This is a genomic window from uncultured Demequina sp., from assembly GCF_913055775.1.
Lineage (GTDB): Bacteria > Actinomycetota > Actinomycetes > Actinomycetales > Demequinaceae > Demequina.
This window is the reverse complement of record NZ_CAJXJX010000023.1, coordinates 1-26,418: the sequence shown is the minus strand read 5'-3', so window position 1 is coordinate 26,418 and position 26,418 is coordinate 1. Positions and strand designations below refer to the sequence as shown.

Below are 26,418 nucleotides of genomic sequence, written 5' to 3'. Positions count from 1 at the left end.
GGGGCTCGACGCGAGCCGCTCGCCCAGGAGGACGATGGCGCCCTCCTCAGCGAGCGCATCGGCCGTGTCCGTGCCGCTCTTGATCGCAGCGAGGGCCGTGCCCTCGCCGCCGGGAACCGTCTCGATCAGCGTCGCGTCGAGCTTCTCTGCGCCGCGGGACAGGTACGGCGCGACGGTCAAGACGCGCTGCTTCCCGAGCGACTTGCGCAGGCGCAGGAAGACGATGCCGCCCTCGTCCTCGGGCTCGAAGCCGGCGAGCAGGACCGTCGGGGCCTTCTCGAGATCGGCGAACGTCACACCCATGCCGGTGCCGGCGACGGTCGAGCCCAGGAAGGCCTGCTCCTCGTCGGACGCTGCCCGGGTGCGGACATCGACGTCATTGGTGCCGAGCGCCACGCGAGCGAACTTCTGGTACGCGTACGCGTCCTCGAGCGTGACACGGCCGCCGGGGAGGACCCCGACGCCCTTGGCCTTCTTGTCGGCCGGTGTGCCGGTGAGGCCCGCGGCGGCCCTCAGCCCCGCCGCGGCCCGTGCGATCGCATCCGGCCACGAGGCCTCGTGCAACTCGCCGTCCTCGCCGCGCACGAGCGGGCGCTCGAGGCGGTCGGACAGGTTCTGCCACGCAAACGCGAAGCGGTCCTTGTCAGTGATCCACTCCTCGTTCACGACCGGGTCGTTGTCCGCGAGGCGGCGCAGGATGGTGCCGCGGCGGTGGTCCGTGCGGATCGCGGCACCCGAGCTGTCGTGCTCGGAGATGCCGGGGCTGGAGACCAGGTCGAAGGGGCGCGAGCGGAAGCGGTACGCAGCACTGGTGAGCGCGCCCACCGGGCAGATCTGGACGGTGTTGCCGGAGTAGTAGGACGAGAAGGCCTTGCCGGACTCGTCCTCGGCCGCGACGCCGATGGGCTCGTAGCCGTCGAAGTTCAGCACCTCCTCGTTGAAGGTGCCGATCTGCTGCATCGCGCCGCGGTTCTGCAGGTCGATGAACGCGTCGCCGGCGATCTCCTTCGAGAAGCGCGTGCAGCGCTGACACAGCACGCAGCGCTCGCGGTCCAGCAGGATCTCGGAGCTGAGCGCGAGCGGCTTCTCGAACACGCGCTTGACGTCGATGAAGCGCGACTCGGGACGGCCGTGGCTGAGCGCCTGGTTCTGCAGCGGGCACTCGCCGCCCTTGTCGCACACCGGGCAGTCGAGCGGGTGGTTGATCAGCAGCAGCTCCATCACGCCCTCCTGGGCGCGCTTGGCGTCCTCGGAGGTGTTCTGGGTGTTGACGATCATGCCGTTCATCGCGGTCATGGTGCACGAGGCCTGCGGCTTGGGGAACGGCCGCACGTTGCCCTCGCGGTCCGGCGCGGCGACATCCACGAGGCACTGGCGGCAGGCGCCGGCCGGCTCGAGCAGCGGGTGGTCGCAGAAGCGCGGAATGTCGATGCCCACCTGCTCCGCGGCGCGGATGATGAGCGTGCCCTTGGGGACCGTCACCTCCGTGCCGTCGATGGTGAGCGTGACGGTCTCGACGGCTGCGGTCGTGGCCTTGTCCGCTGTCGAGGTCATGCGTGCGCCTCCTCGGCGGTCGGGGAAGTCTCGTAGTCGAACAGCGCCGATGCGGCGTGGTCGAACGGGCAGCGGCCGTCGGTGACGTGCTGCTCGTACTCGTCGCGGAACAGCTTCACCGAGCTCGAGATCGAGCTGGTCGCGCCGTCGCCCAGCGCGCAGAAGGACCGGCCCAGGATCGAGTCGCAGGTGTCGAGCAGCTGCTGGATGTCGGCGTCCGTGCCGTGGCCGTCCTCGAGGCGCTCCAGGATCTGCGTGAGCCAGAACGTGCCCTCGCGGCACGGCGTGCACTTGCCGCACGACTCGTGCTTGTAGAACTCGGTCCAGCGGGCCACGGCGCGCACCACGCAGGTGGTCTCATCGAAGATCTGCAGCGCGCGAGTGCCCAGCATCGAGCCCGCGGCGCCCACCGACTCGTAGTCGAGCGGGGTGTCGAGGTGCTCGTCGGTGAACAGCGGCGTGCTCGACCCGCCCGGCGTCCAGAACTTGAGGCGATTGCCGTTCCTCATCCCGCCGGCCATGTCGATCAGCTCGCGCAGCGTGATGCCCAGCGGGGCCTCGTACTGGCCGGGACGGTTGACGTGACCGGACAGCGAGAAGATGCCCATGCCCTTCGAGCGCTCGGTGCCCATGCCGGTGAACCAGTCGACGCCGTTGTTCACGATCGACGGCACGGAGGCGATGGACTCGACGTTGTTGACCACCGTGGGACGGGCGTAGAGACCCTCGACCGCGGGGAACGGGGGCTTGAGGCGCGGCTGGCCGCGACGTCCCTCGAGGGAGTGGAGCAGCGCGGTCTCCTCGCCGCAGATGTACGCGCCGGCGCCGGCGTGGACGGTGACGTCCAGGTCATACCCGCTGCCGTGGATGTTCTTCCCCAGGTGACCGGCCGCGTAGGCCTCCCGCACGGCCTGCAGCAGCCGGCGGTACACGTGGACCACCTCGCCGCGCAGGTAGATGAAGGCGTGGTTGCAGCCGATCGCGAACGACGTGATGGCCACGCCCTCGACGAGGATGTGGGGTGCGGACATCATGGTCGGGATGTCCTTGCACGTTCCGGGCTCGGACTCGTCGGCGTTTACGACGAGGTAGCGAGGCTTGCCGTCGTCGGGCGGCAGGAAGCCCCACTTCATGCCCGTGGGGAAGCCGGCGCCGCCACGGCCCCGCAGCCCGGAGTCCTTGACGGCCTGGACCAGGTCCGCGGACTCCATGCCGAGCGCCTTCTTGAGGGCGTCGTAGCCGCCGTGGTTTTCGTACGTGCCGAGCTTCCACGACTCGGGAGCGTCCCAGGTGGCGGTGAGGACGGGAGTCAGGTCAGTCACTTCGAGTCCTCCCATCCCTGCTCGCGCGCGACCTTGAGGCCCGCGAGGCTTGGATCACCGACGCCCTGGTCCTCGTCGGCCCGGCCGTCCTCGAAGCCCGCGAGCACGCGCGACACCTCCTTGAAGGAGGCGACGGTGCTGGGGCCGCGGGTGGGCTTCACGTCGCGGCCCTCGAGGATGTCATCGACCACGCGCAGCGCGCGATCGGGCGTCATGTTGTCGAAGAACTCCCAGTTCACCATCATCACGGGCGCGTAGTCGCAGGCCGCGTTGCACTCGAGGCGCTCGAGGGTGACCTTGCCGTCGGCAGTGGTCTCGTCGTGGCCCACGCCGCAGCGCTCGGACACCTGGCGCCAGATCTCGTCGCCGCCCATGATCGCGCACAGGGTGTTGGTGCACACGCCCACCTGGTACTCGCCGTTGGGGCGACGCTTGTACTGGGTGTAGAACGTGGCGACCGCGCTGACCTCGGCGCTCGTGAGCTCGACCTGACGAGCGCAGAACGCGATGCCGTCGGGGCTCACGTAGCCGTCCACGGACTGCACCAGGTGCAGCAGCGGCAGCAGCGCCGAGCGCTTGACGGGGTAGCGCCCCAGGATCTCGGCGGCGTCGCGCTCGAGGCCGCTCAGAGTCTCGGCTGTGTAGGTCATCGGTCCACGCCCCCCAGCACCATGTCGATCGACGCGATCGCGACCACGACGTCGGCCATCTGGCCGCCCTCGCACATGATCCCGAGCGCCTGCAGATTGTTGAAGCCGGGGTCGCGGAAGTGCGCGCGCCACGGCTTGGTGCCGCCGTCGGAGACCAGGTGGACGCCCAGCAGGCCCTTGGGGCCCTCGATCGCCTGATACACCTGGCCGGCCGGCACCTCGAAGCCCTCGGTCACCAGCTTGAAGTGGTGGATCAGGGCCTCCATGGACTCGCCCATGATGTGGCGGATGTGGTCGAGCGAGTTGCCCTGGCCGTCGGGACCCAGCGCGAGCTGAGCGGGCCACGCGATCTTCTTGTCCGCGACCATGACCGGGCCATCGCCGAGCTGCTCGAGGCGGTCCGCGCACTGCTCCACGATCTTGAGCGACTCGTAGCACTCCTCCATGCGCAGCATCACGCGAGCCCACGCGTCCTGCTCGGTGCTGGTGGGCACCTGGAAGTCGTAGGTCTCGTAGCCGCAGTACGGGTCCGACTTGCGCAGGTCGTAGGGCAGGCCGGTCGCGCGCAGAATGGGGCCGGTGATGCCCAGCGCCATGCACGCGGAGAGGTTGAGCTCCGCGACGTCCTTGAGGCGCAGCTGGAGGATCGGGTTCTTGCCCTGCAGCGCCATGAGCTCGTCGAGCTTGGCCTTGACCTTGGGGATCATCGCGCGGATCTGCGCGACGCCGTCCTCCGGCAGGCCCTGGGAGACGCCGCCGGGGCGGATGTACGCGTTGTTGGTGCGCAGGCCCGTGATCGCCTCGATGACGCGGAAGGTCTCCTCGCGCGCCACGAAGGCCGTCGTCATGATGGTCGTGGCGCCCAGCTCGTTGCCGCCGGTGCCGACGGCCACGAGGTGAGAGCCGATGCGCGTCAGTTCCGCCATGAGGACGCGGAGGATCGACGCGCGCTCGGGAATGTCGTCGGTGATGCCCAGCAGCTTCTCGATGCCCAGGCAGTACACGAGCTCCTGGCTCATGGACGCGACGTAGTCCATGCGGGTGCAGAACGTCACGCCCTGGGTCCAGGTGCGGAACTCCATGTTCTTCTCGATGCCCGTGTGGAGGTAGCCGATGCCGGCGCGGGCCTCGGTGATGTACTCGCCCTCGATCTCGAGCATCACGCGCAGCACGCCGTGAGTGGACGGGTGCTGGGGTCCCATGTTGACGACGATGCGCTGCTGGCCCAGACGCTTGGCCTCGTCGACCACCTCGGTCCAGTCGGCACCGTAGACGGTGTACTCGGGCGTGTCCGGGTCCTCCACGAACGCGCCGGTCGCCTGCGCGGTCTGCGTGCTCATCGGTACTGCCTCCGCTCGTCGGGCGACGGGATCTCGGCGCCCTTGTACTCGACGGGGATGCCGCCGAGCGGATAGTCCTTGCGCTGCGGGTGACCCACCCAGTCGTCCGGCATCTCGATGCGGGCGAGCGACGGGTGACCGTCGAAGACGATGCCGAAGAAGTCCCAGGTCTCCCGCTCGTGCCAGTTGTTCATCGGGTAGACCGAGACCAGAGACGGGATGTGCGGGTCGCCGTCGCTCACGGCGACCTCGACGCGCAGGCGGCGGTTGTGGGTGACCGACTGCATCGGGTACACGGCGTGCAGCTCGCGTCCGGTGTCCGCCGGGTAGTGCACGCCGGACACGCCCAGGCACATCTCGAAGCGCAGATCCTGGTCGTCGCGCAGGTGCTGCGCGACGACGAGCAGGTGCTCGCGCGCGACGTAGAGCGTGAGCTCGCCGCGGTCCACCACGACGTACTCGATGGCCTCGTCCGCGTCATCGCCCAGCAGCTCCGTGAGGATGTCCACGACTCCGTCGAACCACTCGCCGTACGGGCGCTCGCTCGCGCCGGGCATCTGCACGCGGTCCACCAGACCGCCGTATCCCGAGGTGTCGCCCTTGGCGCCGAACAGCCCCTCGCGCACGTTGATGAGCGTGAGCGGCTCGCGGCCCTGCGGGGACGGCGTCTCCGGGCTGGGAGTCTGCATGTCGGTTCCGTCGCTCAACGCAGCAGCCCCTTCATGTCGGACGTGGGCGTGGCCTCGAGCGCGGCCTGCTCGGCTGCGGCGGCCATCTCGCGGCGGTTCGCACCCATGGGCCGGGTCTTCACCTGCTCCTGGAGCTCGAGTAGCGCGTGCAGCAGCATCTCGGGGCGCGGCGGGCAGCCCGGCAGGTAGATGTCCACGGGGACGATGTGGTCCACGCCCTGGACGATCGCGTAGTTGTTGAACATGCCGCCGGAGGAGGCGCACACGCCCATGGACAGCACCCACTTGGGCTCGGCCATCTGGTCGTACACCTGGCGCACGATGGGCGCCATCTTGTTGGACACGCGGCCGGCGACGATCATCATGTCGGCCTGGCGCGGGGATCCGCGGAAGACCTCGGAGCCCAGGCGCGAGATGTCGAAGCGCGGGGTGCCCGTCGCCATCATCTCGATCGCGCAGCACGCGAGGCCGAACGTCGCGGGCCACAGCGAGCCGGCTCGCATGGTCCCGACGAACGTCTCGACAGTGCCGAGCATGAACGGAGGTGCGCTCTCTTCGATACCCATGTCAGATCAGTCCCACTCGAATCCGCCGCGGCGCCACTCGTACACGAACGGGATCGTGATGAGGGCGAGGAATGTCATGGTCGCGATGAGCCCGAACCACCCGAGAGCATCGTGCGCGATGGCCCACGGGTAGAGGAACACGACCTCGATGTCGAAGACGATGAAGGTCATCGCCACGAGGTAGTACTTGATGGGGATGCGGCCGCCGCCCACGGCGCCCGGGGTCGGCTGCAGTCCCGACTCGTACTTGTCGACCTTGGCGGAGTTGTAGCGCTTGGGCCCGCCCAGCATCGAACTCACCACGAGCCCGGCCACCGCCATCAGCGCGGCGATGGCCACCATCACCACGATGGGCACGTACGGATTCACTCGTTCGCTCCTCGGTCGTTCCGGTCGATTGCTGGTTTCCGTCCGCGCCTCATGCTGCCGGCGCGATTCTGGTCAGGGCCGTCATCAGCCTGTCTGCCCAGTCGCCGCCGCGCGGCTCGTAGACGTCTGCCAAGAGTTTATGCGTGAACTGCATGATCGTCTGACTCGGAAGGCCATACCGCGTGCATGCGCGCATGACTTCGGGTCGCGCGATCAGCTGAGCGAAGACCCTGCCCAGGCTGTAGTAGCCGCCCAGGTCCTCCTTCATGCGGGTCGCGTAGGCCGCGAGCGCAGCCTCCTTGGCGACGTCGTCGCGGGCCTCGCGCCACGCGACCGCCTGCTCGGCCGCGCGCCGCGCGGCCTGCATCGCATACGCGATGCCCTCGCCGTTGAAGGGGTTGACCATACCGCCCGAGTCGCCGATCAGCATCATGCCCGGCACATAGTGCGGCTGGCGGTTGAAGGCCATCGGGATGGCCGCGCCCTGCACCTTGGCGACCGGCGCATCGGCGTCGAACTCCCAGCCCTCGGTGCCGTGCTCCACCCAGTTCTTGAACAACGCTCGGTGATCGAGCCCCGACGGCGCGCCCTTGGGGCTCAAGGTCCCCAGGCCCACGTTGGCGGTGCCGTCGCCCAGCGGGAAGATCCAGCCGTAGCCGGGCAGGAGGTCGGACCTGCCGGGCTCGCCGCTCCAGATCGTGAGGTGGCCCTCCATCCACTCCTCGTCGTGGCGGGGCGTCTCGTAGTAGGTGCGGACAGCGACCCCCATGGGGCGGTCGTCCATCTTCTCGATCCCCAGCCCCAGCGCGATACGGGCGCTCACACCATCGGCGGCGATCACGAGTGGAGCCGAGTAGGTGACCTCGTCGCCCACCTTGCGCCCCGCATCGTCCGTCTCGCGGGCGGTCACGCCGGTGACGCGGCCCGTGCGCTCGTCGCGCACGGCCCCGGTGACGAACCAGCCCTCGCGGACGTCCGCGCCTCCGGCACGCGCATGCTCGGCGAGCTTGTGGTCAAAGCTCGCGCGCGTCAGAGACAGTCCGTAGTCGGGGAAGGAGTCCAGCTCGTGCCACGGGAACTCGAGCCGGTGTCCGCCGCCGACCATCCGCAGGCCCCAGTTGGGGATCCAGCCGTCCTCGCGCGGGGTGGGCAGACCGATCAGCTGCAGCTCGCGGACCGCGCGCGGCGTGAGGCCGTCGCCGCACACCTTCTCGCGCGGAAAACGCGACTTTTCGAGGGCGATCACGTCGAAACCCTCGGTTGCGAGATAGCGCGCCGCTGCGGCGCCGCCCGGTCCGGCGCCGACGATGATGACGTCGGCCGTGTTTTTCACGCCCCTAGCCTACGGGTTGTGAGGGCGTGGTCACGAATGCCTAAATGCCCCGCCCACGCACAGAAAACGCAAGGATTGCGTTGCCAAAATGGCCCTCGGCGACCCTCAGACGCTCCCTCGCTCATCCTCAGTCCCGGCCCAAGCATCGGCCGTCCCTTCCTGTGACGCTGAAGGCGACCCGCGCACCACGCCGGAACCGGGAGGAACCATGGCTGAGAAGACACACGCGATCGTCATCGGTGCGAGCATCGCCGGACTCGCTGCCGCGAGGGCTCTCGCGGACCGGGTGGACCGCGTCACCGTCCTCGAGCGCGACGCCCTCGCGGACGACGAGATCGTGCGCCCCAACGTCCCCCAGGCCCACCACACGCACGTCCTGCTCGCCGCGGGCCACCGCGCCTTGGAGGCCGCGTTCCCGGGCCTGACCGCCGAGCTTGAGGCGCAGGGCGCCATGGGCTCGCGCGCGAGCCGCACCTTCTGGTTCCAGGACGGCGCTCCCTTCACGATCCCCGACGAGGCCGTACCCGGTGTCGCCGCGAGCCGCCCCCTGCTCGAGAGCACGCTGCGCCGCCGGCTGCTCGCAGATCACCCGAACGTGACCCTCCTCGACCGCACGGCGGCCACGGCCCTGACGCTTGAGGACGGCCGCGTCACGGGCGTCCGGACGCGCGACGCGCAGCACCGCGCGGACCTGGTGGTCGCCTGCACCGGGCGCGGGACGCGCCTGCTCGACTCCCTGCGCGAGCACGGCTTCCCCACTGCGGAGGAGTCCACCGTGCGCATCGACGTCGCGTACGCGACCCAGGAGTTCCGGCGCGATTCCGCGGACATGGACACCACCACGGCGGTCGTGCTCGACGACCCCGCAGGATCGCATCGCGCGGGCGCCCTCCTGGCCATCGCGCCCGACAGGTGGATCGTCACGCTGAGCGCCCAGCACGGCGACCCGGCGCCCACGGACGCCCAGGAGTTCCTCGACTTCGCGCACGCCCTGCCATCGCCCGTCATCGCTCAGGTGCTCGATCGCAGCGAGCCGCTCGGTCCCGTGCACTCGTACCGGCTGCCCACCGGCCGGCGACGCCACGTCGAGCGCCTCGCCTCGGTGCCCGCGGGCTTCGTCGCCCTCGGCGACGCCATCTGCAGCTTCAACCCGCTCTACGGACAGGGCATGTCGTCCGCGGCGCTGCAGGCGGTCGCTCTGGGAGAGGCCATCGACGCGCACGGTGTCGCCGCGCCGGGTCTGCCGCATGAGGTCTACACGCGGGCATCCGCCGTTCTGGATGCGCCGTGGGCGATGGCCGTGACCGCGGACTTCGCGGATCCCCGGGCCGCAGGCGACAAGCCGCGAGGCACCGACGTTTTCAACAGGTACCTAACGCTCGTCGTGCGTGCATGCCACACCTCGCCCCAGGTCGCCCTGCAGTTTTTCGCGGTGCAGAACCTGCTCGCACCGCCCCAGTCGCTGATGGCTCTGCGGACAATGGCGCGGGTGCTGCGGGCGGCGCCGCGGTCGCCTGCGGGGCGGGCTCGTCGTGCCGAGGCCTCGACTCGGGAGGCGGAGCACTCGCACGAACCGATGCGCCACTAGCGGCCCGTAGGCTGGCGCCATGAGCATTGGCGCCACCTGGGCAGGCACCCACACGTTCGGAGCCGCGCGGCTCGTCGAGGCGACGAGCATCGCGGAGGTGCAGGCCGCGGTCGCCGGCACCGATGGACCGGTGCGGGCGCTCGGCACACGGCACAGCTTCAACGACCTCGCGGACACGTCGGGGACTCTCGTGACGGTCACGGGGATCGCCGCCGACGCCGTCCTGGACGCCGACGCGCGCACCGTCACCGTGGGAGGCGGCGTCCGCTACGGCGTGCTCGCGGGGTGGCTCGAGGAGCGCGGATGGGCGCTGCACAACATGGGTTCGCTGCCGCACATCTCGGTCGCGGGCGCGGTCGCCACCGGGACGCACGGATCGGGGGTCGCGAACGGATGCCTCTCGACCGCGGTGGCAGGGCTCGAGTACGTCGACGCCGCAGGCGACCTGGTGACCGTGCGGCGCGGCGATCCCGGCTTCGACGGTCTTGTCGTGGGCCTGGGTGCGTACGGGATCGTCGTGCGGATCACGCTCGACCTGCAGCCCTCATACCTGGTGCGCCAGGACGTGTACCGCGACCTGCCCTGGAGCACCCTCCTCGAGGATCTCCCCGGGATCATGGGCGCCGGCTACTCCGTGAGCGCGTTCACGATGTGGGCGGAGGACACGGTGCAACAGGTGTGGCGCAAGACGCGCATCGGGGTGGGCGAGGAGCTGGCCGCGGCTTGGCGAGGCGCCCGACTCGAGAGCGCCGAGGAGGCGGGGCTGGTCGACGTCGACCCGTCGAACCTCACGGTCAAGGGCGGCGTCGAGGGCCCGTGGCTCGATCGGCTGCCGCACTTCCGGCTGGACTCCACGCCGTCCAATGGCGACGAGATCCAGACCGAGTACTTCGTGGCCACGTCCGACGGTCCCGAGGCGCTGCGCGCGGTCCGGGCGCTCGGCGAGGACATCGCGCCGCACCTCCTGATAACCGAGCTGCGCACCGTCGCGGCCGACGACCTCTGGCTGTCCGGGGCCTATGAGCGCGACGCCCTCGCGATCCACTTCACGTGGCGCAACGAGCCCGACGCCGTCGCGGCGCTGACCCCCCGCATCGAGGCGGCCCTCGCTCCGTTCGCGCCGCGCCCGCACTGGGGCAAGGTGCACACGATGACTACGGAGGCGGTGGCGGGGGCGCATCCCCGCGTGGGCGACGCGCGAGAGCTCTTCGACTCGCTCGACCCCGCCGGCCGCTTCGCGAACGACCACCTGCGCCGCCTGGACCTGCGCTCCTGAGCAGCGACAGCCGAACGATGGCCCCGAGTCCAGAGCACCGCTGCGCCGGACGTAGGCTTGCCAGGTGAGCGTGCAAGCACCGACACCTGGGCCATTAACGGTCCGGACCATCGCGATCGATCCCCCGGACGACCTTCTGGCGACGCTGCCGGACCAGGGGATGTCCTGGGTGCGGCGCGGCGAGGGCATGGTTGCGTGGGGCGAGGTCGCCCGCTTCGACGTCGCGGGCGCGGGACGCATCGACCAGGCCGACGCCTGGTGGCGTCGCGTCACCCGCCACGCCGTGATCCGCGACGACGTCCACTGCCCGGGGACCGGCCTGATCGCGTTCGGGAGCTTCTCGTTCGCGGACGGCTCCGGCGCGGGCGGCGCCTTGGTGGTGCCGCGGTACGTGGTCGGAGTCCGGGGGGACGACGCGTGGCTCACCGTGATCTCCGATGACGGTCGCACCGAGATGCCGACCTTCGACGACATCGCACCGCGCGAGCCCGCTCCCACCACCATTCCCGCCGTCGCCATCGCCGACGGTGACCGCGAGGCCTGGGCGGCCGCCGTCTCCGCGGCGGTCGAGCGCATCGGCGCCGGAGAGCTCGAGAAGGTCGTGCTCGCGCGGGCCGTCGAGGCCACCGCGCAGTCCCCGCTCGACGTGCGCCCGGTGCTGTCGCACCTCGCGGAGGCGTACCCGACCTGCTGGACGTTCCACGTTGACGGACTGATGGGCGCGACGCCGGAGCTGCTCGCGCGCATCGACCACGGACTCGTGACGTCGCGCGTGCTGGCCGGCACCATCCGTCCCACGGGCGACGAGGTCGCGGATCTCGCACACGCCGCCGCGCTCGCACGGTCGTCGAAGGACCGCGAGGAGCACGAGTACGCGGTGCAGTCGGTGACCCAGGTGCTCGAGACCCACTGCGGCTCGGTGAACGTGCCGGAGGAGCCCTCGGTGCTCCACCTGCCCAACGTCATGCACCTCGCGACCGACGTCACCGGCGTGCTCAGTCACAATGCGAGCGCGCTCGAGCTGATCCGCGAGCTGCACCCGTCCGCCGCGGTGTGCGGCACGCCCACGCTGACCGCCGCACGGGTGATCGACGAGCTCGAGGGCCTGGATCGGGCGCGCTACGCGGGCCCGGTCGGGTGGATCAATGCGGCCGGCGACGGCGAGTGGTGCATCGGGCTGCGCTCGGCCGAGATCTCGCAGGAGGACCCGCGCCGGCTGCGCCTGTTCGCCGGCTGCGGCATCGTCGCGGCGTCCGAGCCGGACGCCGAGTGGGCCGAGTCGGAGGCCAAGCTCGAGCCCATGCGGCGGGCCCTCACCGCGACCGACTGACGCCACGCACCCCTCCCCAAACGTCCCCGATGCTGGCACAGTAGGAAGTGCAGGCATTGGCGCTGGCGTCACGTCCCCGGGGAGGCGCACCATGACCGAGACGCACACCCATCACCACACTGACGAGCCCACGGGCGACTTCAGTCGCGCGGCGTGGGAGGAGCGCTACCAGTCGCGCCCGGCCGTGTGGAGCGGCCAGCCGAATCAGCCGCTCGTGGACGAGGTCGAGCATCTCTCGGAGCCCGGCACGGCGCTCGAGGTGGGCTGCGGCGAGGGGGCCGATGCGGTCTGGCTCGCCGGGCAGGGATGGCTGGTCACGGCCGTGGATCTGTCGCCGACGGCCCTCGAGCGCGCACGCATCCGGGCGGAGGAGGCGGCGGTCGCGCACCACATCACCTTCACGGACGAGCCGCTCGAGCCACTGATCGCGACCGCGGGACCGTGGAATCTGGTGACGTCGCTGTACACCCACCCGGAGAGGGGCGGGCGCTGGCTGGTCGAGACCCTGGCCCCGGCGGTGGCTCCCGGCGGCATGCTGCTCGTGATCGGCCACCACCCCACGGACCCTCACGCCGCCGAGCACCCGCAGCTCAGGGACGCGGCATTCGACGCCGCCGCGGTCGCCGACGCTCTCGATCGCACCGCATGGGAGGTGTCCGCGACCGTTCGCGAGCGCACCACACGCACGGCCGACGGCCATGAGCGGCTGTGGCGGGACTCGGTGCTGGCCGCGCGTCGGCACGGGTGAGTGGCGCCCGGCGCGCCCGCGTGGCCACGGCCTTCGGTCCCGGGTAGGCGCTCCGAGGAGTTGCTAGCGTCCGCCGCATGAGCGTCGACACCAGCTGGGCCTATCGCGTCACCGCGCCGTTCTCGTTCGAGCGCGTCGCCGAGGAGCCTCCGGCCACGGCCGCGCCGGGAGAGATCGTCGTGCGGCTCACCGCGGGAGCGGTGTGCGGCTCCGACCTGCCGTTCGCGCGCGGCGCGATGGTGCCCGCCGGCGGCGCCGGGCAGCCGGGACGGCCGATGCACGAAGTCGTGGGCGAGGTCGTCACCTCCGCGCACGAGGACTTCGTGCCGGGCGACCGGGTGGTCGGGTGGGCGTCCGGCTGGGACGCCCTGCGCGGTGTGTTCGTCACCGCGGGCGACCAGGTGGCCCGGGTGCGGATGGCGGGCTCCGATGCGCACGTGACGGTGGCGCAGTCGGTCGCATGCCTCATGACGGTCTTCGAGCGGCTGGGGCCGCTCGACGGGCGCTCGGTGGGCATCGTCGGCGTGGGCCCCTTCGGGCTGATGACGTCCGTGCTGGCGAGGGACCGTGGGGCGGGCCGGATCACCGGCGTCGACCCGCTGGACCGGCGCGCCGACGCCGAGGGACTGCCGTTCGACACGCTCGTGCGCGCCAACTCGCGCACCTGGGCTGCGGACATCGCCGAAGAGGACCGGCCCGACATCGTCATCGAGATGGTGGGGCACCAGACCTCCACGGTCGCGGACGCCATGAACGCGGTCGCCACTGGCGGCACCGTCGTGACATTCGGCGTCCCGGACGACGACTGGTACTCGCTGCCGATGCGGGCCTTCTTCCGGCGCAACGGCACCCTCGTCACGGGCGTCACGCGCGAGCACCGCGCCATGCTCGAGCTCGCTCAGGACTGGCTGATCGAGCACCCGTGGTTCCCCGCACGCATGATCACGCACGAGTTCCCCATGGAGAGCGTCGAGGACGCGTTCCTCACGGCGATGCACCCGAAGCCGGGCCAGCGCAAGGTCGTCCTCGCCGTCTGAGCAGGCGTCAGGCGCGCAGCCGCGCCTCGACCACCTCGAAGCTCTGTGGCGCCTCCGCGAGCGCCTTGGCCAGCGCATCGGCGCTGCGGACGGCGGTGTGCGGCACCCCGTAGCCCGAGCACAGCGACCACAGGTCAGCGCCGTGCGGCGTGGTGAAGACGCGCTCGACGTTCGTGGCGGGCGCCTGGGCATGCTCGAGTCCGGAGAAGATGGTGCCGCCGCCGTCGTTGACCACGACGATGCGCAGCCGGGGCCGCGTCTCGCGGGGCCCGATCAGCAGCCCCCCGACGTCGTGCAGGAACGTCACGTCACCCATGAGTGCGTACGTGGGCCGCCCGAGCGCGAGCGCCAGCCCCACCGCCGTGGACACCGTGCCGTCGATGCCGGCGAGGCCGCGGTTCGCGAGCAGCACCGGCGCCTCGCCGGGCTCCCACACCGGAGCGACGCGGTCGACCGCGCGGATGGGACCCGAGGATCCCAGCAGCGCGACGTCCCCGGGCGCGAGCGACGCCAGGAAGCTCGCGGCCACCGCGCGCCGCCCCCAGGGCCGCGCGGTGTCCTCGACCGCGGCGGCCGCGTGGCGCCAGCGCCCCAGCCACACGGAATCCCACAGGTCGAGCTGCCCGTCCGAGCGCGTCAGCCACGACTGCGGCACCGTCCTCATGACGCGGTCCGCGTGCCGGGGGACCTCGCGCCACCGAGCGCCGTGCCCGGCCACGAGCAGCGCGGGCGTCCGGGCGATGAGCTCCTGGATGTGCCGCGACAGCGTGGGCCGGCCGATCACGACCACCTGGTGCACCTGCTCCACGAGGTCACGGCCGGTGTCCGTGGCCAGCAGGTCGAGGTACGGACCGATCGCTGCCGGGCCCTGCCGGGCGCCCGACGTGGGCTCGGCGAGCAGCGGCCAGCCGTGTGCCTCGGCGACCTCACGCGCGACCTCGCCCGCGCCGTCGCCCGCGATGACGACGCCGCGCTCGACCTCGGGCAGCGGGGCGGGTGCGTCCGCCGAGGTGACTACGCGGGTGCCGTACGACGGTGTGGCGTCCACCTGCGGCGGCTCCGACCACACGCCGCCATCGGCACCCAGCGGCTCGCGGAACTCGAGGTTCAGGTGCACCGGGCCGGGCGTGCCCGTCATGTCATCGCGCGCAGGGTCGCCCAGCGCGATCGCGCACGCGCGGTGCGCGAGCTTCGCCGCGTGCCCGGGCTCGTCGGACTCCACGGGCGCCGCAGCATCGGCGCTCCAGCGCGTGAAGGTGCCGAAGATCTCGACCTGATCCGTGGTCTGGTTGGCGCCCACCCCCCGCAGCTCACCGGGGCGGTCTGCGGTGATGAGCAGCAGCGGCACGCCCGCGTGATGGGCCTCCATGACGGCGGGCAACAGGTTGCCCACGGCCGTGCCAGACGTCGTGATGACCGCGACGGGACGCGGCGGCCCGCTCGCGGCCCGGCCGCGCGCGAGGCCGAGCGCGAGGAAGGCCGCCGAGCGCTCGTCGATGCGGACGTGGAGGTTGACACGCGGGGGGCCCAGCGGCGGGCTGTCGCCGCCGGCATCCGCGAGGGCGTGCGCCAGGGGGCCGGAACGCGAACCGGGGCACAGCACGAAGTCCTCGACGCCCAGCGCGGCGAGCGAGGAGACCAGCTCCCGCGCGAACGCGCCGGAGGGGTGGGCGCTCATGCGGTCACCTCCAGAGTGGGCAGGCCGATGCGGCCGTCGCTCGGCAGCAGCGTCTCACGGACCGTATCGGTCGCCAGCAGCGCCCCGGTGCCGAGTCCGCAGGCGAGCGGCTCGTCGGGCAGCGCGCACGCGAGCGCGACGCCGGCCGCAAGGCCCACCGATGACTCCATCGCGCTCGCGACCACGACCGGGAGCGGGTGCACCTGCTCGGCGATCTCGAGGCTGCGACGCACGCCGCCCAGGGGCTGAGCCTTGAGGATGATGACGTCCGCCGCCTCTGCCGCAAGCACGGCGTCCGGCGTTCCGGGGATCCGGACGGCCTCGTCCGCGGCGATGCGGGTGGCGATGCGGCTTCTCAGGTCAGCGAGCTCGTCGACGCTCGCGCACGGCTGCTCGACGTACTCGAGCCCGTCGAGGCCGCCGGCGCGAGCGGCGGCATCCAGCTCGCGGATCGCGCGCACCGCCTCGTCCACGTCCCAGCCGCCGTTGACGTCGATGCGGATCGCGCCGCCGGGACCCAGCGCATCGGCGACCGCCTCGACGCGGGCAGCGTCCTGCGCGAGGGTGTCGCCGCCGGCGACCTTGACCTTGGCGGTGCGGGCTCCGTTGGCGGTCGCGTAGTCGCGGGCCTCCTCAGGCGCGACCTGCGGGACGATGCTGTTGACGGCCACGCTGTCGCGCAGCGGATCCGGCCACTCGCCGCGCGCCGCCTCCATCGCGGCGCGCCACCAGCGGGTCGCGCGTTCGGCGTCGTAGTCGGCGAAGGGGCTGTACTCGCCCCAGTGCCCGCGGCCGTCCGTGACGAGCACGCCGCTGCGGCTCGTCAGCCCCCGGAAACGGGTGCGGAGCTCGACGGTGAAGGGCCGGAACTCCATAGCCACAGCCTAGGCCGCGCCGGGACCCCCCGCCGCCCGCGCATCGGCCCTCCTCCCCTCCCCGCCCACTCCCCGCGAAAGGGATCCATCTCGCTGCTCCAAGCCACTAGACGAGCGCAAGGGATCCATTTCGCGGGAGAGAGGGAAGACGAGTGCGCGACTACGCTGACGGCATGAGCGACACCCCAGTCCAGGTCTCCGACACGTTCGACGTCACCAAGTGGCGAGCCATCGACGGCTTCGCCGACGGCGACATCACCTACCACCGCTGGGTGGACCGCACGGGGGATGGGGAGAGGGACCTGCCGGCGGTGCGCATCGGCTTCAACCGGCCGGAGGTGCGCAACGCGTTCCGACCCCAGTCCGTCGACGAGCTGTACCGCGCTCTCGACCACGCGCGGCAGACCGCGGACGTCGCCGCGGTCATCCTCACCGGCAACGGGCCCGCGGACAAGGATGGCGTGTGGGCGTTCTGCTCGGGCGGCGACCAGCGCATCCGCGGCAAGGACGGGTACCTGTACGAGGGCTCGGCGGCCGATGCGCCGGCGCACGGCGGCAGACTGCACATCCTCGAGGTGCAGCGCCTCATGCGCACCATGCCCAAGGTGACCATCGCGGCGGTCAACGGCTGGGCGGCCGGCGGCGGGCACAGCCTGCACGTGGTCGCGGACCTGTCGATCGCGAGCCGCGAGCACGCGCGCTTCAAGCAGACCGATGCGAACGTGGGGTCCTTCGACGCCGGCTACGGCTCCTCGCTGCTGGCGCGGCAGGTGGGCGACAAGCGCGCACGGGAGATCTTCTTCCTGGCCCGCGAGTACTCGGCGGAGGACGCCGTGCGGTGGGGCGCCGTGAACGAGGCGGTGCCGCACCAGGAGCTCGAGCCCACGGCGCTCGAGTACGCGAAGCTGGTGGCGTCGAAGTCGCCGCAGGCGATCCGCATGCTCAAGTTCGCGTTCAACCTCGCGGACGACGGCCTGGCCGGTCAGCAGGTGTTCGCCGGCGAGGCGACGCGCATGGCGTACATGACCGACGAGGCTCAGGAGGGGCGCGACGCGTTCCTCGAGCGCCGGGATCCGGACTGGACGCGGTTCCCGTACGCGTTCTGAGCGCCGGACAGCGGGCGCGCACGCGCGATAGTGGTCGGTGACTGCCGGACAGCGGCGAGCACCTCCCGGGCGCTCCGCATCCGGCACTCACCGACCGCTCTCCGACGTCCAAGAGCCCTGTCCGGCTCTCGGCGACGGCGCTAGGAGATCGTGACCGTGCCCTTGCCTGCTCCGCCGGACTGCGGGATCAGCTCCACCCAGGTCTGGCCGGGGATCAGCTCGACGGTCTCGCCGCCCTCGGTCTCGAGGACGTAGGGATCGAACTGGCCCGCCTTGGACCACGTGATCGGGATGTACGAGTCACCCGCGGCCACGTAGCCGGTGCCGGAGTCGGTCACCACGATCGTCTCGGGGACCGACGAGCCGCCGCCCGAGCTGTTCGACCGCACGTCCACCCACAGCACGACGACGTTCTGGGCCGAGAGCTGAGTGCCGTCCGCAGTGACGTGCGCCGAGCCGCCCTCGGAGCGCATCCACGCGCCCGCGGAGGAGTCCCACTCCCACGACGGCTGCATGCGCGGCGACGCGTTGATGTCGATCGACGTGGCGGTGGTGCCCTCGGCGACCACGTTCGAGTCCTCGGACGGGTACGCGTAGGTGAACTGCTGAGGCGGCGCGGACGCGTCGGTCTGTGAGAAGAAGTCCTCGAGCGTGCCGTGGAGGTTGTGGGGCGCCGGCTTAGTGGAGACGCGGAAGAACCCGTAGCCGCCCGTGTCCTGCGCGATGAGCTGCTGGCCGGACCTGGCGGCGTCGTTGATGAAGCCGCGCTGCGCGCCGGAGAAGATCAGCGGACCCTCCATCGAGCCCATGATGTTCTTGTCCATCGGGCGCATCGAGCGAATGGGGCCCACGGTCTCCGGGGTGTCCGAGTGGTAGATCGCCACCAGCCGCGAGATGCCGTACTCGACCTGCTCCTCGAACACGATGTCCGCGTACTGCAGGTTTGACTGCGGGCGTGCGTCCGCCGAGTTCTCGATCTTGATCGAGAGCGCCGGACGGTCGAGGGCGTCCTGATCGGCGCCCTCCGCGTCGACGCCGGTGAGCGGCCAGACGGTGTCGGGCACCGGGTCGTCTGGCGCGGCCGGAGCGGCGGAGCGCTCCGCGGCGCTGGCACTCGGCGTGGCGGTGGTGGCAGGCCCCGAGTCCACCTCGGGCGAGGAGCCGCAGGCGGCGAGGACGAGTGCCGCGGTCACGGCGAGAGCTGAGGCGGTCGTGAGGCGCTGAAGTCTCATGTCGGACATTCTAGGCGGGCTCTACGCTGGATCCATGACCTACGCGCGGCTCGTCGACGGAGGGGCCGATGCGGCGGCGGCAGCCGTCGACGGCACCATCGAGGGGATCATCGCGGCGACGTCCGGCTCCACGGGAGAGCCGCGTGACGTCCTGATCAGGGCCGATGCGGTGGCAGCTGGCGCACGAGCCGCGCTCGAGCGCCTGGGAGGGCCCGGCAACTGGCTGCTCGCTCTTCCCGAGGACCGGATCGCGGGAGCCATGGTCGCTGCCCGGGCGCGGGCGGGTGAGGGGATTCTCACACGCATGGCGCGCGGATCGTTCACGCCGCAGGCGTTCGCGGCGGCTGTCACCCGCATGCCGCAGGGACGCCGCTACGTCTCGCTAGTGCCCACCCAGGTCAGGCGCCTCGTGGGGGACCCCGCGGGCGCGGATGCGCTGGCGACATTCGACGCCGTGCTGGTGGGAGGCGCGCCGCCGGGCGCCACGCTGCCCGCCAACGCCGTCGAGACCTACGGCATGACCGAGACCTGCGGCGGCTGCGTGTACGACGGGATGCCGCTCGCCGGGGTCGACGTGGCCGTGGGCGCGGATGGCCGCATCAGTCTCGCCGGACCGATGCTTGCCGAGGGCTACGCGGACGGCTCCGACCCCTCGTTCACCGAGATCGGCGGCACGCGCTGGTTCACAACCTCGGACCTGGGGGCCTGGGACGGCACGCGCCTGACGGTGCACGGCCGTGTCGACGACGTCATCATCTCGGGCGGCGCGAACGTGCACCCCGCGACCGTCGAGCGCGCGCTGCTCGCGCACCCCGGGGTCGCCGATGCGGTGGCCGTGGGGGTGCCCCACGCCGAGTGGGGCGAGGCGGTCGTCGCGCTCGTCGCGCCGGCTTCGGGCACCGTGCTCGAGACCGAGGTGCTGCGTTTGGGGCTGGACCTGCCGAGGCACGCCCGCCCGCGCATCGTCCTCGCGGTGGATGCCATCCCCCGCACTCCGGCTGGCAAGATCGATCGCAGTGCCGCACGCGCGATCGCCGCGCGCGCCGCCGAGGAGGCCCCATGACCACGTCCGCGTCCGACTGGATCGCCGGCGCCCGCCCGCGCACGCTGTGGACCTCCATCACGCCGGTCGCCGTAGGCTCCGCGAGCGCGGCGGCCCTGGGAATGTTCGCGGTCGATGCCGCGCTCCTCGCGCTCGTGGTCGCGCTGTCGCTACAGATCGCCTCGAACTACGCGAACGACTACTCGGACGGCGTGCGCGGGACGGACGTGGACCGCATCGGCCCTGACCGTTTGGTCGCCACCGGCAAGGCAACGCCGTCCGCGGTCAGGGGCGCGGCGGTCGTCAGCTTCATCGTGGGCGCGTTCGCGGGGCTGTTCCTCGTGGTCATGGTGGGCGCGTACTGGCTGCTCGCGGTAGGTGCGCTGGCGATCGCGGCGGCGTGGACCTACACCGGTTCGTCGCGCCCGTACGGCTACGCGGGATGGGGCGAGGTCAGCGTCTTCGTGTTCTTCGGGCCGGTCGCCACGCTCGGGACCATGTACGTCCAGGCTGGCGAGATCACGTGGTGGTCGGCGTTCGCGTCTGCCGGCGTGGGCCTGTACGCGGTAGCGATGCTCATGGTCAACAACATCCGCGACCTGGACACGGACACCGCGTCCGGCAAGCTCACGCTCGCGGTGAAGCTGGGCTCCCATCGAGTGCGGCAGCTCTTCGCGGCAGTGGTGATGCTTCCGGTGCTGTGCGCGATCATCGTGTCCTTCGCCCACCCGTGGGCGCTCATGGCCTGCGTGGTCGCGCTGCCGAGCCTGTACTTCGCCATCGCTGTTCGCGTGGACGGCGCGATGCAGGAGAAGGCCGGGGCGCCTCCGGCCACGCTCAAGACGGTGTTCGCCGGGCTCTCGTCCGTGGGACTGTTGTACGGGCTACTGCTGGCCCTCGGGATCTGGATCTAGGCCTGGCGGGGGCGCGTCAGGCGCGGGCGTCGTCCGCGTCGGCGCCGATCTCCTGGTCCTCCTCGGCGTCAGCCTCGCGGATCGAGCGCTGGGAGCGGTCGATCACGCCGGCCATCTGCTCCTGCGCGGCACGCCGCATGCCGGGCAGTGCCAGGTACGAGATCAGCCACGCGAGCACGACGGCCGCGATCACGGCGATGATGTCGAACCAGCCCACGAGCCACAGCACGGCGACGACCGCGAGGAAGATCGCGGTGCGCGCGGCCCAGTAGGCGATGACCTTCATAGGACAAGGGTACGCGGCGTTAGAGTGTGGCCATGCTCAGGCTCCTCCCGGTCATCCTCTACGTCGCGCTGTCCGTGTACTGCATCGCGGACGCCGTCCAGCGGCCCGAGCCCGAGCCCTACGGCCTGCCCCGCTGGGCGTGGGTGCTGATCATCATCTTCTTCCCGTTCATCGGGGCCGGCGTGTGGCTGTACTTCAAGTTCACCCGCGGCGAGGACGACGGACGGCAGCGGCCGTCTGGACCGCGCGCGCCCGACGACGACCCCGAGTACCTGGCGTGGCTGCGCGACCAGGCGAAGCGCCGCCGCAAGAGCGACGAGGGCTGATCCGCGCTGCGCCTCTGCGGCCCCCACGCTTCCGAGCGAAGTGGGCCCGAATCGCTCGTCTAAGCGGTTAGGTGAGCGAAGTGGGCCCGAATCGCTCGTCTAAGCGGTTAGGTGAGCTAAATGGATCCATTTCGCTTGTCTAAGCGCGTAGGTGAGCGAAAAGGATCCACCTCGCTCATGAGGTGGTCAGGGAGCGGACGGTGCGTAGAGCTCCAGGATCTGCTCGCCCACCACGGCGACGTCGAACTGCTGCACGCGCTCGGCCTGCTCGGCGTGGAGGTCAGCGCGCAGCGACTCGTCCCGGATGAGCCGCTCGAGCGCCGCCGCGAAGGCGGTCGTGTCCGCCGGCTCCACGCTCACCTCGGGCCGGTCGCCCAGCACGGACAGGTACCCGGGATTCGCCCCGCCCAGCACCACCCCGGCGCCTGAGGCCATGGCCTCGATCAGCACGATGCCGAAGCTCTCGCCTCCCGTGGCGGGAAAGACTGCGACGTCCGCAGCCGCGTAGAAGCCCGGCTTGTCCTCCTCTGCCACGAAGCCGTCGAAGGTCACCACGTCGGTGAGTGCGCGCGCCGCGACGGCCGCCTGGGCATCGTCGAGCAGCGGCCCCTTGCCGCCGATGCGCACGTCGAGCCGATCCCGCACGTCACCCGGCAGCGCCGCGAGAGCATCGATGAGCTCGAGCACGCCTTTGCGCTCGACCAGGCGCCCCAGGAAGGCGACGCGGAGCCGACCATCCGTGAGCGGTTCGACCCGCGCATCGGCGAAGACGGAGGTGTCGATCGAACACGGGATCACCCGAGCGGCGATCCCGAAGGCCCGCGCCGCAAACTCCGCGGCGGGGGCGGAGACCGCGCAGAAGGCATCGAAGCGGCGGAGGTTGCGCTGCTGCCAACGCCCCAGCAGCCGCGTGCCGTACTCACTCACGACCCCATCGGGCAGGATGTGGAACGTCCCCACGATGCGCACCGTCCGCGCCTGGACCCGCCGCGCCTCGTCCACCACGCGCGACGCGAACAGCGGCGAGTGCGGAATCTGCACGTGGATGACGTCGTAGCGCTCGCGCTCGAGGAAGTCCCGCAAGACGGCGCGCGACGTCGGCAGCGGGATGCGCAGCCCATTGCCGTTGAACGTCACGCCCACGTTGCGCGCGAGCGAGTGCACGGTGACGTCCTCGCGCGACGCGTCCGAGCACACGTAGTGCACCTCGTGTCCGGCGCGCTCGAGGAAGGCCCCCAGCGTCAGGACGTACTGCTGAACCCCGTCCGGACGATCGATCGAATCGTCCAGCACCATCGCGATCTTCATGCGTCGAAACCGAGGCGCGTCACGCGTAGCTGTGCAGGCCCTGGAACACGATGTTGACCACCGTGAAGTTGAGGATCAGCGCCACGAAGCCCACCAGCGCGAGCACCGCGCTGCGCCGCCCCGCCCAGCCCTGCGTGGTGCGGGCGTGCAGGTACGCCGCGTAGATCACCCAGATGACGAAGGACCACACCTCCTTGGGGTCCCAGCCCCAGTAGCGGCCCCAGGCGTGCTCAGCCCACACGGCGCCCGCCATCACGGTGAAGGTCCACAGCACGAAGCCCACGGCGTGGAGGCGGAACGCGAGCGCCTCGAGCCTGGCCGGCGAGGGCGTCGCCTCGAGCCACCGGAAGCGCTGCAGCCAGGCCGTGCCGCCCTCGCGGTAGTCGCGCATCAGCTGCAGCACGGTGGCGACGGCCCCCACGATGAACACGCCGGTAGCGATGATTGCGATCGACACGTGGATCACGAGCCAGAAGCTCTGCAGCGCGGGCTGGAGACCAGTGGACGCCTCGTACAGCACCGTCATCGCGATGCCCAGGGCGATGGTCGCGAAGCCCGTCACGCCGGGGGCCAGGTACGACACGTCGCGGCGGCTCTGCACGATGAGGAACACGGCGACCGCCACGAAGGTGCCGGTGATCGTGTACTCGTACATGGTCGACCACGGCGCGTGACCGGCCTCGACGCCGCGCGCGACCACGCCCACGAAGTTGAGGATGACGCCCACGAGAGTGGTCGAGCGGGCGATGCCCGCCGCCTTCGAGCGCGTGGGGAGGGCCGATGCGGTCTCGCCGTCCGCACGTGCGTGACCCGCCGTGCCTGCCGCCCCCACGGCGGCCGTCGCCTTGGTGCGGGCGGCGACCTTCGCATCGGCCACCCGGGCGACGTGCACCGAACTGGCGACCATCGCGATCGCGTACAGCGCCGTGGCGCCCCACAGCGCGAGCCAGCTCAGCTGCTGGGCGTTCATGGTTCCTCCGGGGTGGTCGGGTCCTCCGCGAGCCGGCCCGTCGCCTGCTGGAGCACGCGCTCGAGGTCGTCGCGCACGCCCGCGTCGTGCGCGGGGGCCCAGGCGGCCGCGGTCACCACTGTAGTCTTCCGGCCCGCGTGAGGACCCACGGGCGCGACCAGCCAGATGCGCCGGCGCGACGCGAACAGGCTCATCGACAGACCCACGAGCGCGCTGATGGCCGAGGCCAGCAGCCAGGGCAGCGTGGGGTCGCGGCGCAGGTCGAAGGCCGCGAAGCGGGGCAGCTCCTCCCACGTTACGGTTCCCAGGCCGTCGGGCAGCTCGATGGTCTCGCCCAGCTCCATCGCGACGATCAGCGGCTCGCCGTCGTCGCCGCGCACGGGGCTGAGCTGCGACTCGTCGAGCTCGTAGACGTTCTGCGGGACACCGTCGTCCAGGCCCAGGTCACCCGTGTACGCGCGCAGGTAGATGACCGGGTTGGTGGGTGCCGGGTGGAGCGACTGCGCGGTGTCGCCGTCCACGACCGCGGTGGGCAGGAGCGTCGCGGAGAAGCCCAGCTGCTCGCCGTCCGTCACGTCCGGCACCTTGATGACACCCGTCGACGTGTAGACGGCGTCCTGGGGCAGGAACGGCACGGCGCCCTCGAACGCCACCTCGCCCGCGGAGTCCGTGACGGTGAAGCGCGGCGCGTAGCCGTTGCCCTGCAGGTAGATCTTCGCGCCGTCCACCTGGATGGGGCGGTTGACCTCCGCCTCGACCGCGCGGGGCTCCTGGCCAGGCTCCGTCAGCGTCGCGAAGGCGGTGAAGGACGTGGGGTTTCCGGTGAGGTCGAACTGCGCGTCGAAGCGGTCGAGCGTCAGCGTCCACGGATCGAGGTCATCCTCGCTGAACAGCGCGCCGGACTCGTAGCTGTCGTAGGCCACGACCGCGTTGGTGAACGTGTCGCCCTCGACGATGAGCGCCTGACCGCGGTACGTGAGCATCGAGCCCGCCGCCATCGCGAGCAGGATGCCCACCAGCGAGACGTGGAAGATGAGGTTGCCGAGCTCGCGGATGTGACCCTTGTGGGCGCTGAGCGCGAGCTCGGACCCGTCGCGACCGTCGCGCTCGTCGACGCGCACCCGGTAGCCGGTGAACCATCGCAGCGGGCCGCCCCCTTCGAGGGAGCGCCGGGCCGATGCGAGGACGGCTGGCGGGTCGCCGTCGCCCTCGGAGGTCAGCGGCTCGTAGCGGTCCAGGCGGGTGGGCGCCGCGGCGACGGGCTCGCGCAGCTCGCGCCAGTACACGCCGATGCGCGGGACGATGCACCCGATCAGCGACGCAAACAGCAGCAGGTAGATCGCTGTGAACCAGGCCGAGCCGAACACGTCGAGGAAGCCCAGGCGGTCCAGGAGCGGTCCCCAGAACGGGTTCTCCTCGATGAAGCCGCGGGTCGCGGCGGCGTCCTGAGGCCATTGGGGCAGTACCGAGCCCGGGATTGCCGCGAGCGCGAGGATGAGCAGCAGGATCAGTGCGACGCGCATCGACGTGACCTGGCGCCAGATCCACCGCAGCCAGCCCACGAAGCCCAGCCGGGGCACCTCGCGGTACGCGTAGTTGTCGATCTTCACGCGGGCCATCACACCGCCACCCAGAAGCCGTCGATCCAGCCCTGGAGGATTCCGGTGAGCTGCGCCCAGATGCCGGTGACGAGCAGGACGCCCAGCACCACGAGCATCGCGCCGCCGAAGAGCTGCAGCCCGCGCCGGTGACGGCGAAGCCAGCCCAGGATCCTTCCCGAGCGCTCGAACCACACCGCGAGGGCGAGGAACGGCAGGCCCAGCCCCAGGCAGTAGGCGACGGCGAGGATGGATCCGCGGAGCACCGTGCCTTCGTTCAGACCCAGCGTGATCACCGCAGACAGCGTGGGGCCGATGCACGGGGTCCACCCGAGCCCGAACGCGATGCCCAGCAGCGGGGCGCCCGCGAGCCCGGCCTTGGGGCTGACGTGCAGCCGCCGCTCGTTCTGCAGGAACGGCATCGCGCCCATGAAGGCCAGGCCCAGCAGGATCACGAGAACGCCTAGCACGCGGGTGATGATGTCGAGCTGCGCCTGGAACTGCGCGCCTGCAGCGCTCACCACGATGCCCAGGGTGACGAAGACCGCGGAGAAGCCCAGGATGAACAGCAGCACCCCCAGCACGAGGCGCGGCCGAGACGCCTTGCCCCCCGCATCGGCCCCCGCCATGCCGGAGACGTAGCCCAGGTAGCCGGGCACAAGCGGCACCACGCACGGAGACGCGAAGCTCACGAGGCCGGCGAGCAGGGCGATGGGGATCGCCGCGACCAGGGATCCGGTGAGGACCTGGGACGCGAAGTCGGAGCCGATGCCGGTCGCGAGCGCGCCCGGCATCAGCCGGCCGCCTCGATCAGCGCGTCCAGCGTCGACGGCTCGACGCGGCCCACCACGCGGGCGGCAACGCGGCCCTCGGTGTCGAGCACCAGGGTCGTGGGCACGGCGTTGATGGCGACCAGGCCCTGGAGCTGGGCGATCGCCTGGCCGTCGGCGTCGTCGATGCTCGGGTACTCCACCGCGAAGGTGCGGTCGAAAGCGAGGGCCGTGGCCGCATCGTCCCTGCTGTTGATGCCGATCACCTGGACGTCGTCGCGTGCGTCCGCGGCCACCAGGTCCGGCGCCTCGGCGCGGCACGGCGGGCACGAGGCGTACCAGGTGTTGAGCAGGACCACCTGGCCCTCGAAGTCCTCGACATCGACGGGCTCACCCTCGAAATCGGTGCCGGACAGCACGACGGGCTCGCCGCGCTCCTGAACCGCCCACTCGGTGACGGTGCCGTCGCCGGAGACGTAGCCGGGCGACTCGGCGGCGTCGCCCGGGGCGC

General features: G+C 71.3%; 26 protein-coding genes. 9 read left to right on the top strand and 17 right to left on the bottom strand.

What is annotated here, in order from left to right:
• The 8 genes from QZ483_RS03900 to QZ483_RS03865 form a co-directional block, all read right to left on the bottom strand.
• Nucleotides 1–1,554, bottom strand: a 1,554-nt coding sequence (locus tag QZ483_RS03900) for an NADH-quinone oxidoreductase subunit G (protein ID WP_297081676.1), incomplete at its 3' end; no start/stop codon positions are given.
• Nucleotides 1,551–2,876 (bottom strand): NADH-quinone oxidoreductase subunit NuoF, encoded by a 1,326-nt coding sequence (gene nuoF, locus QZ483_RS03895; protein WP_297081675.1) that lies wholly within the window; start codon nucleotides 2,874–2,876, stop codon nucleotides 1,551–1,553. The genes nuoF and QZ483_RS03900, both read right to left, overlap by 4 nt.
• Nucleotides 2,873–3,526, bottom strand: a complete 654-nt coding sequence (gene nuoE, locus QZ483_RS03890) for an NADH-quinone oxidoreductase subunit NuoE (RefSeq protein WP_367117082.1) — start codon at nucleotides 3,524–3,526, stop codon at nucleotides 2,873–2,875. Before nuoE ends, nuoF begins: the two co-directional genes overlap by 4 nt.
• Nucleotides 3,523–4,866, bottom strand: coding sequence for an NADH-quinone oxidoreductase subunit D (locus QZ483_RS03885; protein WP_297081674.1), 1,344 nt, complete (start codon nucleotides 4,864–4,866; stop codon nucleotides 3,523–3,525). The genes nuoE and QZ483_RS03885 overlap by 4 nt, the downstream gene beginning before the upstream one ends.
• Entirely contained in the window at nucleotides 4,863–5,555 is a 693-nt protein-coding gene (locus QZ483_RS03880; RefSeq protein ID WP_297081677.1) for an NADH-quinone oxidoreductase subunit C, read from the bottom strand. The genes QZ483_RS03885 and QZ483_RS03880 overlap by 4 nt, the downstream gene beginning before the upstream one ends.
• 14 nt (nucleotides 5,556–5,569) lie before the next feature.
• Complete coding sequence (locus QZ483_RS03875) at nucleotides 5,570–6,121, bottom strand: NADH-quinone oxidoreductase subunit B (protein WP_297081673.1); 552 nt, start codon at nucleotides 6,119–6,121, stop codon at nucleotides 5,570–5,572.
• Nucleotides 6,122–6,127: 6 nt separating this feature from the next.
• Nucleotides 6,128–6,490: an NADH-quinone oxidoreductase subunit A gene (locus QZ483_RS03870; protein WP_297081672.1), complete on the bottom strand. Its 363-nt coding sequence runs from the start codon at nucleotides 6,488–6,490 to the stop codon at nucleotides 6,128–6,130.
• 49 nt (nucleotides 6,491–6,539) lie between these two features.
• A complete protein-coding gene (locus QZ483_RS03865; protein ID WP_297081671.1) occupies nucleotides 6,540–7,823 on the bottom strand; it encodes a geranylgeranyl reductase family protein in 1,284 nt (427 codons plus the stop codon).
• 208 nt (nucleotides 7,824–8,031) lie between these two features.
• Here QZ483_RS03865 and QZ483_RS03860 point away from each other — a divergent pair, with 208 nt between their 5' ends.
• The 5 genes from QZ483_RS03860 (at nucleotide 8,032) to QZ483_RS03840 (ending at nucleotide 13,802) form a co-directional block, all read left to right on the top strand.
• Nucleotides 8,032–9,411 (top strand): NAD(P)/FAD-dependent oxidoreductase, encoded by a 1,380-nt coding sequence (locus tag QZ483_RS03860; RefSeq protein ID WP_297081670.1) that lies wholly within the window; start codon nucleotides 8,032–8,034, stop codon nucleotides 9,409–9,411.
• A 19-nt stretch (nucleotides 9,412–9,430) separates the two neighbouring features.
• The gene (locus tag QZ483_RS03855; protein WP_297081669.1) at nucleotides 9,431–10,687 is read left to right on the top strand and encodes a D-arabinono-1,4-lactone oxidase; all 1,257 of its coding nucleotides are present in this window, start codon (nucleotides 9,431–9,433) and stop codon (nucleotides 10,685–10,687) included.
• 64 nt (nucleotides 10,688–10,751) lie between these two features.
• Nucleotides 10,752–12,017 (top strand): isochorismate synthase MenF, encoded by a 1,266-nt coding sequence (locus QZ483_RS03850; protein WP_297081668.1) that lies wholly within the window; start codon nucleotides 10,752–10,754, stop codon nucleotides 12,015–12,017.
• Nucleotides 12,018–12,108: 91 nt separating this feature from the next.
• Nucleotides 12,109–12,765 (top strand): bifunctional 2-polyprenyl-6-hydroxyphenol methylase/3-demethylubiquinol 3-O-methyltransferase UbiG, encoded by a 657-nt coding sequence (locus QZ483_RS03845; protein ID WP_297081667.1) that lies wholly within the window; start codon nucleotides 12,109–12,111, stop codon nucleotides 12,763–12,765.
• A 77-nt stretch (nucleotides 12,766–12,842) separates the two neighbouring features.
• Nucleotides 12,843–13,802: a zinc-binding dehydrogenase gene (locus QZ483_RS03840; RefSeq protein ID WP_297081666.1), complete on the top strand. Its 960-nt coding sequence runs from the start codon at nucleotides 12,843–12,845 to the stop codon at nucleotides 13,800–13,802.
• 7 nt (nucleotides 13,803–13,809) lie between these two features.
• Here the strand turns inward: QZ483_RS03840 and menD are convergent, their stop codons facing one another.
• Together menD and QZ483_RS03830 are read right to left on the bottom strand one after the other, a co-directional pair.
• A complete protein-coding gene (menD, locus tag QZ483_RS03835) occupies nucleotides 13,810–15,480 on the bottom strand; it encodes a 2-succinyl-5-enolpyruvyl-6-hydroxy-3-cyclohexene-1-carboxylic-acid synthase (RefSeq protein ID WP_297081665.1) in 1,671 nt (556 codons plus the stop codon).
• Nucleotides 15,477–16,355: an o-succinylbenzoate synthase gene (locus tag QZ483_RS03830; protein WP_297081664.1), complete on the bottom strand. Its 879-nt coding sequence runs from the start codon at nucleotides 16,353–16,355 to the stop codon at nucleotides 15,477–15,479. Before QZ483_RS03830 ends, menD begins: the two co-directional genes overlap by 4 nt.
• Nucleotides 16,356–16,528: 173 nt before the next feature.
• On the opposite strand from QZ483_RS03830, the gene QZ483_RS03825 reads away from it, so the two are divergent.
• Nucleotides 16,529–17,461 (top strand): 1,4-dihydroxy-2-naphthoyl-CoA synthase, encoded by a 933-nt coding sequence (locus QZ483_RS03825; RefSeq protein ID WP_297081663.1) that lies wholly within the window; start codon nucleotides 16,529–16,531, stop codon nucleotides 17,459–17,461.
• Between the two features lie 140 nt (nucleotides 17,462–17,601).
• Here the strand turns inward: QZ483_RS03825 and QZ483_RS03820 are convergent, their stop codons facing one another.
• Complete coding sequence (locus QZ483_RS03820; RefSeq protein ID WP_297081662.1) at nucleotides 17,602–18,693, bottom strand: DUF3048 domain-containing protein; 1,092 nt, start codon at nucleotides 18,691–18,693, stop codon at nucleotides 17,602–17,604.
• A 34-nt stretch (nucleotides 18,694–18,727) separates the two neighbouring features.
• On the opposite strand from QZ483_RS03820, the gene QZ483_RS03815 reads away from it, so the two are divergent.
• Both QZ483_RS03815 and QZ483_RS03810 read left to right on the top strand, forming a co-directional pair.
• On the top strand, nucleotides 18,728–19,756 hold the full coding sequence (locus tag QZ483_RS03815; RefSeq protein ID WP_297081661.1) for an AMP-binding enzyme: 1,029 nt from the start codon (nucleotides 18,728–18,730) through the stop codon (nucleotides 19,754–19,756).
• Complete coding sequence (locus tag QZ483_RS03810) at nucleotides 19,753–20,649, top strand: 1,4-dihydroxy-2-naphthoate polyprenyltransferase (protein WP_297081660.1); 897 nt, start codon at nucleotides 19,753–19,755, stop codon at nucleotides 20,647–20,649. The genes QZ483_RS03815 and QZ483_RS03810 overlap by 4 nt, the downstream gene beginning before the upstream one ends.
• Before the next feature lie 16 nt (nucleotides 20,650–20,665).
• Here the strand turns inward: QZ483_RS03810 and QZ483_RS03805 are convergent, their stop codons facing one another.
• A complete protein-coding gene (locus QZ483_RS03805; protein WP_297081659.1) occupies nucleotides 20,666–20,935 on the bottom strand; it encodes a DUF4229 domain-containing protein in 270 nt (89 codons plus the stop codon).
• A 32-nt stretch (nucleotides 20,936–20,967) separates the two neighbouring features.
• On the opposite strand from QZ483_RS03805, the gene QZ483_RS03800 reads away from it, so the two are divergent.
• Nucleotides 20,968–21,261: a PLD nuclease N-terminal domain-containing protein gene (locus QZ483_RS03800; RefSeq protein WP_297081658.1), complete on the top strand. Its 294-nt coding sequence runs from the start codon at nucleotides 20,968–20,970 to the stop codon at nucleotides 21,259–21,261.
• Between the two features lie 186 nt (nucleotides 21,262–21,447).
• Here the strand turns inward: QZ483_RS03800 and QZ483_RS03795 are convergent, their stop codons facing one another.
• From QZ483_RS03795 to QZ483_RS03775, 5 genes are all read right to left on the bottom strand, one after another.
• Complete coding sequence (locus QZ483_RS03795; protein WP_297081657.1) at nucleotides 21,448–22,569, bottom strand: glycosyltransferase family 4 protein; 1,122 nt, start codon at nucleotides 22,567–22,569, stop codon at nucleotides 21,448–21,450.
• Between the two features lie 19 nt (nucleotides 22,570–22,588).
• A complete protein-coding gene (gene ccsB / locus QZ483_RS03790) occupies nucleotides 22,589–23,539 on the bottom strand; it encodes a c-type cytochrome biogenesis protein CcsB (RefSeq protein ID WP_297081656.1) in 951 nt (316 codons plus the stop codon).
• Nucleotides 23,536–25,158: a cytochrome c biogenesis protein ResB gene (locus QZ483_RS03785; protein ID WP_297081655.1), complete on the bottom strand. Its 1,623-nt coding sequence runs from the start codon at nucleotides 25,156–25,158 to the stop codon at nucleotides 23,536–23,538. The genes ccsB and QZ483_RS03785 overlap by 4 nt, the downstream gene beginning before the upstream one ends.
• Nucleotides 25,158–25,931, bottom strand: a complete 774-nt coding sequence (locus QZ483_RS03780) for a cytochrome c biogenesis CcdA family protein (RefSeq protein WP_297081654.1) — start codon at nucleotides 25,929–25,931, stop codon at nucleotides 25,158–25,160. The genes QZ483_RS03785 and QZ483_RS03780 overlap by 1 nt, the downstream gene beginning before the upstream one ends.
• A partial coding sequence (locus QZ483_RS03775) for a TlpA disulfide reductase family protein (protein WP_297081653.1) occupies nucleotides 25,931–26,418 on the bottom strand: 488 nt, incomplete at its 5' end. The genes QZ483_RS03780 and QZ483_RS03775, both read right to left, overlap by 1 nt.